We start from the raw sequence: 16,181 nt of genomic DNA, 5'->3' as shown, positions 1-16,181 counted from the left end.
GCCCCGTCGGGTGCACTCGCGGCCGAACGCGGCGATGGCGCGCGGGTGGGCCAGGAAGAAGCGCGACTTCCTGCGCCGGCAGAGCAGCTCGTCGAAGTCGTCCGGCGTGGGCGGGCCCGAGCGCGTGTGGAGCCGCTGCTTCAGGTCCGCGTTGTGCAGCAGGCCGAAGTCGCGGTTGTTGACGAGCTCGTACTCCTGCCGCTCGCGCAGGGCTTCAATCGTCAGGCGCAGCTGCTCTTGCGTCTGGTTCATCGGACCATTGAAGAGGTCCGCCACGCGCGTGTGCACCCGGAGCACGGTCTGCGCCACGCTCAGCTCGTACTCGCGGGGCTTCAGCTCGTAGTCCACGAAGCCGCCGTGCAGCGACGGCTCACCGGCGTGCCCCGCGGCCATCGGGATGGCGGCCTGCCCCATCTTGTCCTGGGGCTTCTTCAGCCGCGCCTTGAACTGCTCGATGTGCGCGCGCAGCGCCGGAGACTGGGAGATGAGCGACTCGAAGACCTGCTGCGGCAGCGCCAGCACCGTGCACGCGGTGGTCGCGCGAACCGTGAAGGGCCACTTGTCGTTCGACTCCACCACGGCCGCGTCGCCGAAGTGGTCGCCGTCGCCGAGCGTGTCCAGCGTGACTTCATCGCCGTACTTGCCCTGCCCCACCTTGCGCGCCTTGCCGTGCGCCAGGAGGACCACGTGCTCGGCGGACTGGCCCGCCTCGACGATGGCCTCTCCAGCCCGGACCTCGCGCTGGACGAAGCGCCCGGCGAGCGCGGTGAGGACCCCGGGGTCCCCGTCGAAGCCGCGCAACAGCGGCAGCTTGGCCAGCTCCTGGGGAGCGACCTCCACCTTCGCGCCGATGTTGCTGAACACGAGGCGGTCATCGCCCGCGGTGTACGTCAGGCGCCGGTTGACGCGGTACACGCCACCGGACACCTGCACCCACGGCAGCATGCGCAGCAGCCAGCGGGGCGAGATGCCCTGCATCTGCGGCGCGGACTTCGTCGTCGTCGCGAGCTGGCGCGCGCCCGCGGTCCCCAGACTCAGCTGGGACTCTTCTTCGGAGTGGGCCATGGATCAGTCCTGGTTGCGGCCAATCTCGACGCTCTCGAGGATGCCGAGCGCGTCCGGGATGAGCACCGCCGCGGAGAAGTAGCTGCTGACGAGGTACGAGATGATGGCCTTCTCGTTGATGCCCATGAAGCGCACGTTGAGGCTGGGCTCGATCTCATCCGGGATGCCCGCCTGGTGCAGGCCGACGACGCCCTGGTTCTTCTCTCCGGCGCGCATGAGCAGGATGGAGCTGGTGCGCGAGTCGGAGATGGGAATCTTGTTGCACGGGAAGATGGGCACGCCGCGCCACGAGGGAACCATGTTGCCGTTCATCTCCGTGCTGGTGGGGTAGATGCCCCGGCGGTTGCACTCCTGGCCGAACGCGGCGATGGCGCGCGGGTGGGCGAGGAAGAAGGACGGCTCCTTCCACACGGTGGCCAGCAGCTCGTCCATGTCGTCCGGCGTGGGCGGGCCCGAGCGCGTGTGGATGCGCTGGCTCAGGTCCGCGTTGTGCAGCAGGCCGAAGTCGCGGTTGTTGATGAGCTCGTGCTCCTTGCGCTCCTTCAACGCCTCGACCGTCAGACGCAGCTGCTGCTCCGTCTGGTTCATCGGCTCGTTGAAGAGGTCCGCCACGCGCGAGTGGATCTGGAGCACCGTCTGCGCCACGCTCAGCTCGTACTCGCGCGGCGACGTCTCGTAGTCCACGTACGTGCCCGGCAGCACCGGCTCACCCGAGTGGCCCGCGGCCAGCTCGATGGCGGCCTGACCCGAGGTGTCCTGCTTCTTCTTCGCGCGCGCCTTGAACTCGTCGATGTGCTTCTTCAGCGAGGGCGACTGGGCCACCACCGCCTCGAACGCGGACTGCTCCAGGATGAGCACCGTGCACGGCGTGACGGCCTTGGCCGTGAACTGCCAGTAGTCCTGGGACTCCAGCAGCGCCTGGTAGCTGTAGTGGTCGCCGTCCGCGAGCACGCCGAGCACCGTCAGGTCGCCGTACTTGCCCGCGCCCAGCTTGTTCACCTTGCCGTGCGCGATGAGGCAGATGGAGTCCGCCTCCTTGCCCTTCTCGGTGATGACGTCGCCCGCCTTGAACTCCTTCTGCACGAAGCGGTTGGCGAGCGCGGTGAGCACCTCCACGTCGTCGTAGCCACGCAGGAGCGGCAGCTCACACAGCTCCTGGGGAATCACCTGCACCTTGGCGCCGGTGGTCGTGAACGTCACGCGGCCATCGCCCACGGCGTAGGAGAGGCGGCGGTTGACGCGGTACACGCCGCCGGACACCTGCACCCACGGCAGCAGCTTCAAGAGCCACCGGGACGAGATGCCCTGCATCTGCGGAACGGACTTGGTCGTCGTCGCGAGCTGGCGCGCCGCCGCGGTCCCGAGGCTCAGCTGCGAATGCTCCTGCTCACTGCCCGGCTTCATCGAATTGGCCATGACTCACCTGATGTCACTGAGGGAAAGGGTTGAGGGATGCGGGAGAAATCAAGGGAGGCGGGGACCGGCGCGGCCCCCACCGAACAGCGAGGCGATGCGCGCGGCCGAGGTGCCCAGCCCCGTGGGGCCCACGTACCGGAGCGCGCGCCCACGCGAGGCGCGCAGCTCGAACTCCTTGTAGCGGTCCACGGTCTGGTGCCACTTCAGCACGCCCGCCATCCACGTCTGGAGCTTGGTGACGTACCGCTGCAGCTTGTCCCGAGCTTCGGCGTTCAGGTTGAAGTTGCGCACGAGCTGCGACAGCTCCGTCGCGACGATGTGCTCGAACTGCTTCATCCGCGCGGTCATCAAGTCATTGACGACCGCCACGGCCTTCGCCTTGTCCACGTCCAGGAAGCGCTGGACCACGAGGACGCCGTTGTTCAGCTCCCCCTCGAACTCGATCTCCTTCTGGTACGAGAAGACGTCGTTCGTGAGGCAGGCGTAGTCGGCCGCTGAGTTCTCCAGCGCGCGGATGGGGCGCGTGTGGAAGATCTCCATGGGGATGGCATCCCCCTGCGACAGCCGGGACAGGCTCATGGTCAGGTCCGAGCCGAACGTCCTGCGCCGCATCTCCACGTAGTCGACCGGGTCCGGGATGCGGTTCTGGATCTGATTGGCCAGCTCCCAGAGCCAGCTCTCCGTCATGTCCTGGATGGCCTTGCGGAACAGGCGGCGCGAGTTTGGCGTCAGCGTGGCCACCGTGCGGGCCCACAGGTCCGCCAGCCCGCGCTCCACGGGGTTGGTGGCCACCGCGCCCTGCGCCGTCGGATCATCCGGCATGAACGCCGTCAGCCGGGCGTTGAACACCTTCGCGCCGGCCATGTCCTTGGAGTGGCCATAGAGCGCGGGGAAGTAGTCATCCGCGTAGGTGCCCCACACCAGCCAGCCCGCGGTGAGGTTCAGCTCGGTGGGCGTGGCATCCGGGTGGATGAGCGCGCCGCACAGGGCCACGTCCGCCACGTCGAAGATGTGATCGTCCCAGATGACAGCGCCGGGGACACCGGGCAGCGCGTCCAGCATCCCCATGCTGCGCGCCCATTCCTTGGAGTGCCGGCGCGCGGCGTCCAGGTGCGGACTGGCGGACGTGGTGTACGGCATGTGGAACTTCGGGAGCGTCACCGGGCCCACGGGCAGGTAGGGCGCGTGGGTGAAGGCCTTGATGCGGCTGAGCCCCAACGCGCCGGGCGTCCGAGGAAGCCGCGCCGCGGAGAGCCCCAGCCCCGAGAGCCCCAGGGGCAGCGCCTCCTCCTTCTGGACCGCGCCCTTGTTCATGTAGCGGCTGGAGCGCAGGTGCCACTCGTGTCCGCCCGACTGCCAGTCCTGGAGCCCTCGGACATAGGTGAGGACCTGGGCCTGCTCCACCGGCGTGATGGCATGCTCGGCGAACAGCGACGGCAGCTCCGTCACCACCGTGTTCTCGAACTGCTGGAGCCGCGACGTCAGAATCTCATTGACGAGGTTCGCCGAGCGCTGCGTCTCCGTGCCCAGGAAGCGCTCCACCACGAGGACGCAGTTGGCCAGCTCGCCCTCCTCCATGATCTCCCGCTCGTAGGAGAACAGGTCGTTGCGCAGGTGCACCGCATCCGAGAACGTGTCCTTGAGGACGCGCATGGGACGGCTGGCCGCGATGCGATCCGGCACCTCCGCGGCCACCGCGTGCTCCACCAGGTCCGCGGACCACGGCGCACCGCCCACCTTGCGGCGCATCTCGATGTACTCGATGGGGTTCGAGACCCGGCGCTCGCTGATGTTGGCCAGCTCCCAGGTGGACTCGTCCAGCAGGCTCTGCGTGCTCTCGAAGAAGCGGCGTCGCCACTCCACCGAGCGGCTGGGCACCGTGCGGGCCCACAGGTCCGCGAGCCCTCGCTCCACGGGGTTGCTCGGCGGCGGTGACGCCACCGACAGGTCCACCGGCATGAACAAGGGCAGGCGATCCAGATACGCCTTCGCCCCCGCTTGGTCCTGCGTCTTCTTGTAGACCTCCAGGAAGTGGTCGTCGAAGTAGAAGACCCAGACGTACCAGTCCGTGATGAGGTCCAACTCCAGACTGGGCGCCTCGGGATGCGTGTAGGCGCACAGCAAGGCGTAGTCCATGGCATCGAACTTCGCCTCGCTCCAGATGACCGGAGCGCTCCCATCCGCGGGCGCCCCGATGATGCCCAGCGCGTGCGCCCAGGCCTTGGAGTGCACCCGGGCCGCTTCCAGATGCGGGTTCAGTCGCGCGGGCCAGGGGACGTAGAAGTCCGGAAGTTCAAAGGGTTGCTTCGATCGCGGCTTGGCCATGGCCACCTCTTGCGGAAAAGCGCGGCCGTTGTAGTGACGTCAGGCATTGAACTCCACGTCAAAGTAGGGCTCGCAGGCTTTTCCAAAATTCAAGAAATGACCCCATGCATGGGTAGATGGGAACCTCAAGGAACGTCAGAGAAGGAACGCTGCGGTGGTACGGTTCCGCCATGTTGCGCCGCGTGCTGACCTGGATGGGCCTGACGAAAGGCCACGACGCCGAGGAACCCCTGCTGGAGGCAGATGAGCTGGCCCGGTGGTATGCGCGCCTGCCGCTCGAGCAACGGCAGGTGCTCAGCCGGGAGCTGGCGAACCGCGTGCGCCCGGCAAGCCCCCCCGGGTCACTTGACGCGCTGCCCGCGGTCGCCACGGGCCGCGTGGTCTTCGAGCATGACGGCCCCACGGGGCCCATTCCCTTGCATCACCTGAAGGTCGAGCTGTGGGACCGGGACTTCGGCACCCCGGATGACTTCCTGGGCGAGGGGTTCACGGACGCGGAGGGCCGCTTCGCGGTCCGGTACGATCCGGCCAGCGCGGGCGCCGGCGATCTCCCGGACCTGGAGCTGCGCCTCTTCGAGCCACAGCACACGTTCGCGAAGAATGGCCGCGTGGTGGAGCACTGGCGGCGCATCGGGACGGAGCGAGGCCCGGACGACTTCGCCGGCCTGGAGTACGACTTCGGGACGCTGCGGCTGCCGTACTGGGAATACGATCCGACCACGCCCCTGGCCCGCCTGCTCGTCACGGAGGAAGGCACGCCCCCCACGGCCTATGCGCCGGGCCGCGCGCTCGCCATGGTCAAGGCCGTGGCGCCCATCGAACTCGTCAAGCGCCGGCACCTGCTCCAGAGCCGCCTGGGCAAGTCCCCCAGCCTCGAAGCCATCCAGGCGGACTACCCCGAATCCATGACGCGCCGACTGGAGCGCGAGTCTCCCGGGTCCACGCGCACGGATGCCTTCTTCGGAGAGCGCCTGCTCAACGGCATGTTCTCCACCCTCCTGGACGGTGACCCCGAGTCGCCCGGCGACACGGGCGCCTTCCGTCTGTATTTCCCGTGGAATGCCTATGAGCAGGACGGCATTCATTGTCTTCCGGACGTGGACATCCGTCTGCGATTGGAGGACGGGCGGCTGCTCCCCACCCGCATCATCCTGGGGATGCGCGAGCCCGGAGCCACCGCGCCCGGCTCGCCGGTGACGCGACGCACGTTCACCCCCCAGGACGGCGCGGGCTGGGAAGCCGCCAAGCGGATGGCGCGCGTGAGCGCCACGCTGGACACCGAGCTGGGCAACCACCTGGGCCAGTGCCACTTCAACGTCGAGCAGTACGCCATCGCCGCGCACCGCAACCTGCGGCTCAATCCCTTGCGCTGGCTCCTGCTCCCCCACCTGCGCGAGGTGGTGCTCATCAACCACTCCGCCAATGGCTTCCTCATCGGGCCTTCGGGTTACATCACCCGGGCCAGCGCGCTCACGCCCGCCGCGGTGGAGACGCGGCTCGCCCACTTGCTGGGCAGCTACGACTGGAAGGGCTTCGCGCCCAAGGCCCCCGTGTGCGAGGGCCACCACTACGCCCACTGCGCCCACCTCTTCTGGCGACTCATCGGCGAGCACGTGGACGCCTTCTTCGCCGAGCACGGCGAGCAGATTGAAGCCCAGTGGCGCGAGGTGCGCCGCTTCTCGGACGACCTCGTCACCCACGCCGCGCCCGCCTTCATCTGCCGCTATCTGCGCGCCACCGTCACCGGCAAGCCCGCGCCCTGGTTCGCGCGCAGCGAGCGCATGGACCTGGACGCGAAGGCCGCCGAGCCGCCCCCGCGCGCCGTCAGCCCGGTGACGCACACGGACACGCCCCAGCCCGGAGAAGTGGACGCGCTCCGGCACCTGTGCCGCTACGTCATCTTCTTCGCCACCTTCCGTCACGCCTGGGCCAACAACCTGCAATGGGAGGACGCGGGCGAGGTCCTCTACTCCTGCCTCGGACTGCGCTGGGGCAAGGCCGGCGCCCTCTCCTCCGAGGCGGACCTGGACGTGGCCCCGCCCCCGGATGACGCCACGGAGATGCTGTGGATCTCCTGGATGCTGTCCAAGACGCGCTACGGCTTCCTCGTCGCCAACGAGGAGGAGGACGTGCACCCACGGTTCGTGGAGCTGCTGCGCGCGCATGCCAGCGACTTCGCCGCCCACGGTCTGGACGTCCGCACGGTCAGCTCCCGCATCAACATCTGACGCCGCGGCGCGGTGTTGTCTGGTCAACACTGCCCGAAACTCGCGTCAGGGGAGTCTGACAATATTCTGGGCGAAGACTCTCAATGGGGTCCGTTTGGCTTCGCGAGCCTGACGCCGATCCCGTCGGCACTCGTCTTGAATTGAGGGGGAGCAGCCCATGCCGGGCTTGGACTTGACCGACTTGTACGGCCGCTTCGGCGCGTCCGTGTACCGAAGGGCGTTGCTCCTCCTAGGGAACTCCGAGGAGGCGCGCGACGTCACCCACGACGCCTTCGCCTCCCTGGTGGAGCAATGGGGACGCCTGCGAACCCATCCCGCGAACCCGTCCCTCCTCCACCAGATGGCGACGTGTCTGGCCATCGATCGCCTCCGCCAGCGCGGCCGGTGGCGGGATGGACAGCCCGCGTCAGAACCCTCTCATCCCGGCGACATGCGGCGCGCCGAGGCCGCCAAGGACCTGGCCCTGCTGCTGCACGGCGAATCCCCCCAAACCCTCTCCGCGGCCATCCTCCACTTCGTGGACGGCCACAGCATCACCGAGGTCGCCACGCACCTGGGCCTCTCCGCCAAGACGGTCCGCCACCAGCTCCGGCGCTTCGTGGCCCGGGCCCGGAAGCGCAGCGTGCGCCTCGACGGCAAAAATTAACCAAACTAGAAATTCGTGCATTTCAAGAAATAATCTTCCCATTCCAGACGCCTCGGTCGATCCCTCCACCGCAGTCCACCCAGTGGTCCCGAGGAGTGCACGTGAAAAGAACCCTGCTCCGGTTGCTGCTGTCCGTGCTCGCCGTACCGATGATGTCCGCCTGTGGCCCCGAGGCAGAGCAGGCGCTCGCGCCCGCCGCCGTTCCCGACGTGGCCGTCCAGGCCCAGTCCTTGAACGAGGTCGCGCTGGCGGACGCAAGCCCCAAGGGAGAGCGTCCGCTCGTCCGGTTCATCCAGGCCCCTGATGCCAAGGGCTCCGCCGATGGCGACGTGAAGACGTTGGGACCTGAGCGCTACGGCCTCATCCTGCTCGATCGCTCCGGCTCCATGACGGCCATCCGGAAGGCCACGGGCAACAGCCGCTGCAAGGACGCGAAGAAGCAGTCGCTCCTCCAGTTGGAGAACATGTTCGATCCGAACATCGGCAACCGCACCCGCGTCGCCGTGGTCAGCTTCGCGGGCACGGTCGTCACCAAGCTCACGATCGGCTACGTGGACAAGGCCACGGCCAAGGCTGCGCTGGACGCCCTCGGTGACGAGACCTGCTCGGGCGGCACGCCCCTGGCGGACGCCATGTGCTTCTCCATTGACTACCTCGCGGCCCAGGACCCGGGGAACTCCACCAGCATGTACGTCGCCACGGATGGCGAGGAGAACGCGAGCACCGGCGTCTGCAGCGGCCCCTCGGGGGATCCGGTCCTCAATACGAGCTCTTGGCCGTACAAGGTCTACGCCAAGGCCACGGCGTCCCTGGTGAAGATGGACACGGCGTACTGGACGGGCTCGTCGGTCCTCAACCTCCTGCCCTCGGAGGGCGCGCCGTCCGCGACGACGACGGCGTGCACCACCGCGGTGCTCTGCGAGGACAAGCTCTTCTCGTCGCTCGCCACGGTCACCGGCGGTGAGTATCGCCGCGCCAACGACGTGAACGCGGCCTACCCGTGCGCCGCGGGTGCCTGCCCGGCCCCCTTCGCGGGCACGCGGGGCAACCTCTTCGCCTTCAACGTGCAGGGCACCAGCGGCGGCACGGTCAACACGGCCAACACCTCCATCTACCTGCGCCAGGGCGAGACGCTGAACGTGGGCACCTGCGGCGTGAATGGCGCCACGGGCACGGGCGACACGACCATGCGCCTGTTCAACCCGAGCGGCACGCAGGTGGCCCTGAACGATGACGGCTGCGGCCTCTTGTCGAAGATCACCTACGTCGTGCCGGCGACGGGCACGTACCAGGTTCGCATTGGCTGCTTCGCCAACAACCCGTGCGGCGGCACGCTGGCGTACACCGTCGGCTCGTCGTTCACGTTCAACGTGAGCAACACCAACGGCGGCACGATGAACACCGCCAACGCGAAGATCTACGTGCGGCCGGGCCAGCGCGTGCAGGTGGGCACCTGCGGCCTGACGGGCGCGAGCGGCACGGGTGACACCATCATGCGCCTGTTCGATCCGGCCACCCCGCCCGCGCAGGTGGCGATCAACGACGACGCGTGCGGCGGCAGCCTCTCCAACTTCGTCTACAACGTCCCCGACACCATCTGGGGCGATGCGGAGATTCGCGTCGGCTGCTACGCGACCACGGCGTGCAGCGGCACCGTGAGCTACTTCATCACGGACGTCCAGGCGCCGTGATGAGCGCCTGATACCTCCCGCCCGGGATGCGCCGGTCCCCCATGGGGACAGGTTCGTCCCGGGTGTGGAGGGTTTCGTCACATCCCGCACCGCGTGGGTCCCCGTCGCCGGTATCCCTCACCGCGACTTGGGGGACGCGGCGTTCGCGCTCGGCCCCCGAGACGTCGTGCGCATGTCGCGCACGCTCGCGGGGAGCGACACCATGATGCAGTGGAAGTCCATGCAGCGGCATGCGCTGACCGGGGCCCTGGCGCTGGGCGTGCTGGCCGGCTGCCAGGGGGAGGACCTCAATGATTCCAATGCGGACGCGTCAGGCTCGCAGGTTCAGGCGCTGACGTGCACGAACCTCGTGCCGGTGATGACGTCCGCCACGGCACCGTCGGGCGCCGTCACGGCCTCCGGCATCTTCGGCGCGTCCTATGACGCCTGGAAGGCCTTCGACGCCACCAACACCTTCTGGCTGTCCCCCGAGGGGCAGACTCCGGCGTGGATCGCCTATCAGTTCGGCGACGGCGCCAAGACGGTGCGCCGCTATGCCATCACCTACTCGAACGGCTCCATCGTCACGCGCGCGCCGAAGGACTGGACCCTCGAGGGCTGGAATGGCTCGGCCTGGGTGGTGGTGGATACGCGCACCAACCAGACGGGCTGGCCCGGCTCGCAGCGCCGCGAGTTCGACGTCGCCACGCCCGGCAACTACGTGAAGTACCGGCTGAACGTCACGGATGACAACGACACCCGCGCGGGCAACGTGGTCATCTCCATCGGGACGCTCGAGCTGATGAGCTGCCAGACGAGCGCGACCCTCTGGACGAAGACCTCCGGGGCCACGGGCGGCTTCACCCAGGCCTATGACATCGCGGGCATTCCGTCCGGCCGCAACTACATCACGGGCTTCACCAAGGTCGGCCTGGAGGGCGTCCCCGCGACGGGAGGCCCCATGGATGGCTTCCTCACCGCGCGCGACGCGAACGGCGCGACCCTCTGGTCCAAGCAGCTCGGCTCCACCGCGTCGCTCGTGTGGCCGTACGCCGTCGCGGCGACCATGACATCGGGGCAGGTGCTCGCCGCGGGCTTCGTGGATGGCCCGCTGGATGGCGCCACGGAGATGGGCGGCCGAGAGTCCTTCCTCACGAAGTACAGCGACACCGGCGTGCGCCAGTGGACGAAGCTCTTGGGGACGACGAGCGGTGACGTGGAGACCTATGGCGTGGCGCTGGATGGCTTGGACAACGCCTTCATCGGGGGCTACACCACCGGCAGCCTGGACGGAAACACGCTCGCCGGCGTCTACGACGCGTTCGTGAGCAAGTACGACACCGCGGGCAATCGCTTGTGGACGCGGACGGTCGGAAAGGCGGGCCTGCGGACCATCGGTCGTCGAGTCGTCTCCGATATCTCCGGCAACGTCTATCTCTCGGGTTGGACGAACGGTGGCCTGGACGGCAACACGGCGATGGGCCCGATGGATGTCTTTGTCACCAAGTACAACGGCAGTGGCGTGAAGCAGTGGACCCGGCAGTTGGGAACGGCCACGGGCAACGCCTACAACTATGGCATCACCTCCGATTCGAGCGGGAATGTCTATCTCACCGGCAACAGCCCGGGCGGGATGGATGGCGTCCCCAACGGCGTGAACGAGCCCAGTGTCTTCGTCGCGAAGTACTCGCCGGCGGGCGTCAAGCTCTGGGTCTGGGAGCTGACGTCGGGCTCGGGCTCCTTCGGGACGGGCATCGTGGCCACCTCGAGCGGCATCTACGTGAGCGGCGGCGGGAGCGCGAACGTGGCCCTGGCCAATGACACCAGCGGCGGCCCGGCTCACACCTTCGTGGCCAGGCTCGACTTCAACGGCGTCCTGCAGTCGGTGGTTCAGCAGGCTCCGGCGATCAAGAGCGGCGTAGCCACCGACGTCCTGAACTATGGCCTCATGGTCGACTCCGCGGGCAGCCCCTATATGACGGGCTTCCTGTATGGCGACTTCGAGGGGAACACGCTCAAGGGCAACCCCGACGCGTTCGTGACGAAGCTGCTGCCGCAGTAATCGAAGAATCGGGCGGCACACTTCTGGGGGGAGGTGTGCCGTCTGTGTTTATCCGGTCCCTGCCAGGAATGGGTTCGTCCCGGGCATGGAGCGTTTCGTCACATCCCGCAACAGGTGGTTCACCGTCGCCGCTATCTCTGGTTGCGACTCGGGGTGACGGCGTTCGCGCTCGGCCCCGAGACAGCGTGCGCATCTCGCGCACGCTCGCAGGGAGCGACATCATGATGCAGTGGAAGTCCATGCAGCGGCACCTGCTGACCGGGGCTCTCGCGCTGGGCATGCTCGCCGGCTGCCAGGGGGAGGACCTTCGTGATTCCAAAGCGGATACTCACGGTGCTCAATCACAGGCATTGACCTGCACCAACCTCGTGCCGGTGATGACCTCCGCCACGGCACCCGCGGGCATCGCCAGCGCCTCGGGCACCTTCAGCTCACTCTATGACGCGTGGAAGGCCTTTGACGGCAACTACTCCTTCTGGCTGTCCGCCCAGGGGCAGACGCCCGCGTGGCTCGCCTATCAGTTCGGCGACGGCGCCAAGACGGTGCGCCGCTACGCCATCACCTACTCGAATGGAGACATCCTCACGCGGGCCCCGAAGGACTGGACGCTGGAGGGCTGGAACGGCGCGGCCTGGGTCGTATTGGATACGCGCACCAACCAGACGGGATGGTCCAGCCCACAGCGCCGTGAGTTCGACGTGGCCACCCCGGGCGCCTACGTGAAGTACCGACTGAAGGTCACCGATGACAACGACACCCGCACGGGCAATGTCGTCATCTCCATCGGGACGCTCGAGCTGATGAGCTGCGAGGGCCCCGTGACGCTCTGGACGAGGACATCTGGAGCAACCAACGGCGACACCAAGGCCTACGGCATCGCAGGGACACCTGCCGGACGCACCTACCTCACAGGCTTCACCAATGTGGGGCTGGAGGGGACGCCCGCCGCGATTGGCCCCACCGATGGCTTCATCATCGCGCGGGACTCGAACGGGGCCGTCCTCTGGTCCAAGCAGTTCGGCTCGCCCACGTCGCAGGTGTGGCCGTACGCCATCGCGACGACCCAGACGTCGGGTCAAGTGTACTCCGCGGGCAACATGCATGGTCCGCTGGATGGCGCCCCTCAGATGGGGAGCTATGAAGCGTTCCTCACGAAGTACAGCGACACCGGCGTGCGCCAGTGGACCCGTCTGTTGGGCACGACGAGCGGTGAGACAGCGGCCTATGGCGTGGCCGTGGATGGCGTGGACAACGCCTTCATCGCGGGCGACACGTGGGGCAACCTGGACGGCAATACGCGCATCGGCATGCACGACGCGTTCTTGAGCAAGTACGACAGCGCGGGCAATCGTCTGTGGACTCGGACGGTCGGCGCGACAGATGCGCGAACCCAAGCCCGCAGGGCCAGCACGGACAGCTCAGGCAATGTCTATATTTCGGGCTGGACGACGGGTGCACTGGACGGAAACTCGAAGACCGGCCCCGGCGACATCTTCGTCACCAAGTTCGATACCAACGGGGTGAAGCAGTGGACCCGGCAAGCAGGGACGACATCGGGTAGTGCGATGACCTGGGACACCACCACCGACGCGAGCGGAAATATCTATCTCACAGGTGGCAGCACGGGCGGGATGGACGGCATTCCCGCCCCTGTGGACCCGGACCGAGCCCTCGCCTTCGTCGCGAAGTACTCGCCGGCCGGCGTCAAACTGTGGATCTGGGAGCTGAAGTCCGGCTCGGCCTCCGCCGCGACAGGCATCTTCGCCAGCGCGGACGGTATCTACGTGAGCGGTGGAGGGGTCGCTGACGTGACTCGGCCCGATGACACCAGCGGCGGCACGATCCACAACTTCGTCGGCAAGCTCGACTTCAACGGCACCTTGAAGTGGGTGACGCAGCAGCCTCCGCCCATCATCAACGGAGCGTTCACCGACATCCAGCCCTACGGGCTCACGGTCGACTCAGCGGGCAGCCCTTATCTGGGCGGCTTCCTGTACGGCGACTTTGATGGGAACACGCTCAAGGGTCGTCCCGACGCGTTCGTGACAAAGCTGGCGCCGCATCTGTGACGCAGTCGGACGGCACACTTCGCAAGGCAAGTGTGCCGTCCGGTGGGGTCATGGCGGCTGCGTCACCCGCCTGCGTTCGCCCGCTCCAAGGCGGCCTGGAAGATGCGGTCCGTGCCCTGTCCGAAGCCCGCGCCGTCGAAGGGGACCTCCACGCTCGGCGGGATGCCCACGCGCTCGTAGATTTGATGATCCGGCGCGGTGTACAGCTCGACGGAGAGCCCGAACTCCCAGCCGTTGGGCAGGTGTCGGGTGGGGACATCGGACAGCGCGCCCATCGTGCGCTCCCCCACCACGGTGACGTTCGGCAGGCCGCGCATGGCCATCGTGAAGTTCTCCGCGGCGCTGGCGGTCACGCCGCTGGTGAGCAGGTAGACCGGCCGGGTGAACTGCTGAGCGCCCGAAGGAGCGAAGCGGAACTCCCGCTGCGGGGTGAAGCCCGTCGGCGTGCGCGTCTTCTTGTAGAAGCCGGTCCGCTCGACATCCGTGAAGCGGCCCGCGAGGGCCAGGGCCACGGCGTCATAGCCACCGGGATTGAAGCGCACGTCGATGATGAGTGCTTGCTTGGTGGAGAGCGCCGCCAACGCGGCATCCAAGGCCTGTCCCGCCGCCGCGACTTCCGCCGCGACGCCGGCCTCCGGATCGGAGCTGAACTTCTCCATCCGCCCCAGGAAGATGTACCCGACCCGCTCGTTGAGGGATTGCCACGCCACGCGGTTCTCCGCCGCCGTCGTCACGCCAGGGCCGCCCAGGTAGTGGGAGAGGACGTACGGGCCGATGTCGGAGAAGTGCTCCTCGAAGTCGGCGGGAAGCGATTTGGGATTGAAGACCTCATCGCCCGCGACGAGACGGATGTGTCCATCGGTGAGGGGCGTGAGCATCTCGGACAGGAGGGTGAAGAGCTCGACGTCCGTCGTCGTCGCCGTGACGCGCGGCCGGAATTGCGCATAGCGCGCCTGCCAATCGACGCCGTACAGGTCGAACAAGGCGTACTGCTCGGCGAAGGTGCGCCAGAAGATCTCGAAGTTGAGCACCGGATCATTCGGCTGTGACACCGGCTTCGAGCAGTCTTCCGGCAAGGGCGCGCGCTGACCGGTGACATGAACCGTGCCGGGGTCCTCGATCAACAGACGGTGGTCCGCGAGACGAAAGTGAAAACCCGCCTCGGGGAGTGTCCCGTCCACCAGGTCTCCCGACAACCACGGCAGGCAGCTCGCGGAAGTCGTCTCGAAGAATTCGACGTGTTTCCCCTGGAACCGGACCGCGAGCCCGTATCCATCGGTGCGCCAGGTCCCCTCCAGAGTCTCGTCGGGCGAGGGATGTTCACCTCCCCCGGGCTCATCCTTGCCGCACGCAAGGGAGAAACAGAGCAATGCCAGGGGAAGCACGACGGGGTAGCGCGACATCGGAACCTCGAAGCCTGCGAGTTGTCAGGCTTCAACACCGACGTCGCCGCGCCCTGCTACTCGCATCGTGTGGGCCCCTTCACGCCGCGACAGCATGCGTGGTGAAAACGGGACCTGATTCCCAGCGCATCCTGAGGAGCGAGCAGGGCCCAGAGATCGGCGACCCTCCGCGACACGACGGGAACAGTCCCGATGTCCGCGAGCGAGAAGTCGAGGGGATCGCCGGGCTGGACAATCGAAACGCGGGGCATGCCTTCCACGCGAACGGGTTCGCCGCGCAGCAGCACGCGCGAGCCCAGTTCCTGACCTCGGACATCCACGGGTGTCCCGAGGTCCCAGCGCCCTGGGAGGTCGAGGTCATCGGTGAGCTTGAAGTATCGCTTCGCCATGGCACGGTTCATCGGAGTTCGGTTCACCCTACCGCTGCTCCGCGATGATGAGGCCGCGCTTCGGGTCCACGGCGTAGATGCCACCTGTGTCGTTGGAATCATCGTTCGGATCGCAACGCTCCCGATGAGGAGCGATTGCGACAAGGATGATTCCATCGGGTTGAGGCTCCACCATGACTTCGTAGATGTCGCGCCTGTAGAGGCATGTCTGGAGTGGCGTTGCGTCTTTCGGGGGCTTACGGCCCAGGGGCAGGAAGTCGTCCATCGCGAGCTGAATCGCAGTCGCGACGTCGCCTCCGAGGACGGTGGTGCGCCCCGCCTCGAAGGTGACGCTCGGGAAGACGTACCGATCTGCCTCTTCCCGCGATGCGTGGGGCGCGTGTGTCGAGCGCTGAAAGAGAGAGCAGCCACTCAGCAGGCCGAGCGACAACAACAACAGAGAAGAGCGCATCATGGACTCGCCTCCGGGATGGATTGGATGGTGCCTGTCGCCTTGTTCACGACGTGCCCGATGAGTACCCACTTGCTGCCTCGTCGCTCGTAGACTTCCCCTGGGCGAGCTTCGCCTGCATGCGGAACGTACATCTGCACCGTGCAGGTAGGATCCATCTGGATGCGGAACGAGTAGCGCTGGTGCGACTCCGAGCGGTCCCACGGGGACAATCGGGAGTTGCGCCACGGGTGGGTGTGATAGTCCGCAAGGGTTGCAGTCCGCCCTCGCTCATCCATCACCTTCAGCGGCGTGCGGCAGTCCTTGTAGTCCGAGTTGTCCGCATTGAGTCTCTGGGTCTCGATGGCAGCGGGCCAGGAAGCGTAGTAGCGGCCGGCCTGGGAATAGATGACGCCACAGTATTCCTGGCCGTACTCCCCTCGAGGCGGCGCGGCGGCTGGCAGTTCCATCAGCGGAG

11 protein-coding genes are annotated in these 16,181 nt (G+C 67.2%); 5 read left to right on the top strand and 6 right to left on the bottom strand.

Features of this window, described 5'->3' with window-relative positions:
• From JGU66_31280 to JGU66_31270, 3 genes are all read right to left on the bottom strand, one after another.
• Window positions 1–1,065 (bottom strand): cyclic nucleotide-binding domain-containing protein (locus tag JGU66_31280; protein MBJ6765270.1); only part of this gene is annotated, 1,065 nt, incomplete at its 3' end.
• A 3-nt stretch (window positions 1,066–1,068) separates the two neighbouring features.
• Window positions 1,069–2,481 (bottom strand): cyclic nucleotide-binding domain-containing protein, encoded by a 1,413-nt coding sequence (locus JGU66_31275; GenBank protein MBJ6765269.1) that lies wholly within the window; start codon window positions 2,479–2,481, stop codon window positions 1,069–1,071.
• A 48-nt stretch (window positions 2,482–2,529) separates the two neighbouring features.
• Window positions 2,530–4,806 (bottom strand): germacradienol/geosmin synthase, encoded by a 2,277-nt coding sequence (locus JGU66_31270; GenBank protein ID MBJ6765268.1) that lies wholly within the window; start codon window positions 4,804–4,806, stop codon window positions 2,530–2,532.
• A 116-nt stretch (window positions 4,807–4,922) separates the two neighbouring features.
• On the opposite strand from JGU66_31270, the gene JGU66_31265 reads away from it, so the two are divergent.
• From JGU66_31265 to JGU66_31245, 5 genes are all read left to right on the top strand, one after another.
• Complete coding sequence (locus JGU66_31265; GenBank protein ID MBJ6765267.1) at window positions 4,923–7,034, top strand: hypothetical protein; 2,112 nt, start codon at window positions 4,923–4,925, stop codon at window positions 7,032–7,034.
• A 157-nt stretch (window positions 7,035–7,191) separates the two neighbouring features.
• Window positions 7,192–7,680, top strand: coding sequence for a sigma-70 family RNA polymerase sigma factor (locus JGU66_31260; GenBank protein ID MBJ6765266.1), 489 nt, complete (start codon window positions 7,192–7,194; stop codon window positions 7,678–7,680).
• Window positions 7,681–7,781: 101 nt separating this feature from the next.
• Window positions 7,782–9,371, top strand: coding sequence for a VWA domain-containing protein (locus JGU66_31255; protein MBJ6765265.1), 1,590 nt, complete (start codon window positions 7,782–7,784; stop codon window positions 9,369–9,371).
• A 202-nt stretch (window positions 9,372–9,573) separates the two neighbouring features.
• Window positions 9,574–11,412, top strand: a complete 1,839-nt coding sequence (locus JGU66_31250) for an SBBP repeat-containing protein (GenBank protein ID MBJ6765264.1) — start codon at window positions 9,574–9,576, stop codon at window positions 11,410–11,412.
• Window positions 11,413–11,633: 221 nt separating this feature from the next.
• A complete protein-coding gene (locus JGU66_31245) occupies window positions 11,634–13,481 on the top strand; it encodes an SBBP repeat-containing protein (GenBank protein MBJ6765263.1) in 1,848 nt (615 codons plus the stop codon).
• Window positions 13,482–13,543: 62 nt separating this feature from the next.
• On the opposite strand, the gene JGU66_31240 is transcribed toward JGU66_31245, so the two are convergent.
• The 3 genes from JGU66_31240 to JGU66_31230 all read right to left on the bottom strand — a co-directional run bounded on the left by JGU66_31240 (window position 13,544) and on the right by JGU66_31230 (window position 16,173).
• Window positions 13,544–14,884 carry a S41 family peptidase gene (locus tag JGU66_31240; protein ID MBJ6765262.1) on the bottom strand — a complete coding sequence of 447 codons (1,341 nt, stop codon included), beginning with the start codon at window positions 14,882–14,884 and terminating at the stop codon, window positions 13,544–13,546.
• A 417-nt stretch (window positions 14,885–15,301) separates the two neighbouring features.
• The gene (locus tag JGU66_31235) at window positions 15,302–15,727 is read right to left on the bottom strand and encodes a hypothetical protein (protein ID MBJ6765261.1); all 426 of its coding nucleotides are present in this window, start codon (window positions 15,725–15,727) and stop codon (window positions 15,302–15,304) included.
• On the bottom strand, window positions 15,724–16,173 hold the full coding sequence (locus JGU66_31230) for a hypothetical protein (GenBank protein MBJ6765260.1): 450 nt from the start codon (window positions 16,171–16,173) through the stop codon (window positions 15,724–15,726). The genes JGU66_31235 and JGU66_31230 overlap by 4 nt, the downstream gene beginning before the upstream one ends.
• Window positions 16,174–16,181 lie beyond the last annotated feature (8 nt).

It is taken from the genome of Myxococcaceae bacterium JPH2, from assembly GCA_016458225.1.
Taxonomy (GTDB): domain Bacteria; phylum Myxococcota; class Myxococcia; order Myxococcales; family Myxococcaceae; genus Citreicoccus.
The sequence above is the reverse complement of the archived record's forward strand: the minus strand, read 5'-3'. Positions and strand labels throughout refer to the sequence as shown.

Bases quoted from the DNA above. Each gene is read 5' to 3' on its own strand.
- JGU66_31240 (MBJ6765262.1), bottom strand. From the start codon at position 14,884: ATGTCGCGCTACCCCGTCGTGCTTCCCCTGGCATTGCTCTGTTTCTCC.
- JGU66_31250 (MBJ6765264.1), top strand. From the start codon at position 9,574: ATGATGCAGTGGAAGTCCATGCAGCGGCATGCGCTGACCGGGGCCCTG.
- JGU66_31260 (MBJ6765266.1), top strand. From the start codon at position 7,192: ATGCCGGGCTTGGACTTGACCGACTTGTACGGCCGCTTCGGCGCGTCC.
- JGU66_31230 (MBJ6765260.1), bottom strand. From the start codon at position 16,173: ATGGAACTGCCAGCCGCCGCGCCGCCTCGAGGGGAGTACGGCCAGGAA.
- JGU66_31235 (MBJ6765261.1), bottom strand. From the start codon at position 15,727: ATGATGCGCTCTTCTCTGTTGTTGTTGTCGCTCGGCCTGCTGAGTGGC.
- JGU66_31265 (MBJ6765267.1), top strand. From the start codon at position 4,923: ATGGGAACCTCAAGGAACGTCAGAGAAGGAACGCTGCGGTGGTACGGT.
- JGU66_31270 (MBJ6765268.1), bottom strand. From the start codon at position 4,806: ATGGCCAAGCCGCGATCGAAGCAACCCTTTGAACTTCCGGACTTCTAC.
- JGU66_31245 (MBJ6765263.1), top strand. From the start codon at position 11,634: ATGATGCAGTGGAAGTCCATGCAGCGGCACCTGCTGACCGGGGCTCTC.
- JGU66_31275 (MBJ6765269.1), bottom strand. From the start codon at position 2,481: ATGGCCAATTCGATGAAGCCGGGCAGTGAGCAGGAGCATTCGCAGCTG.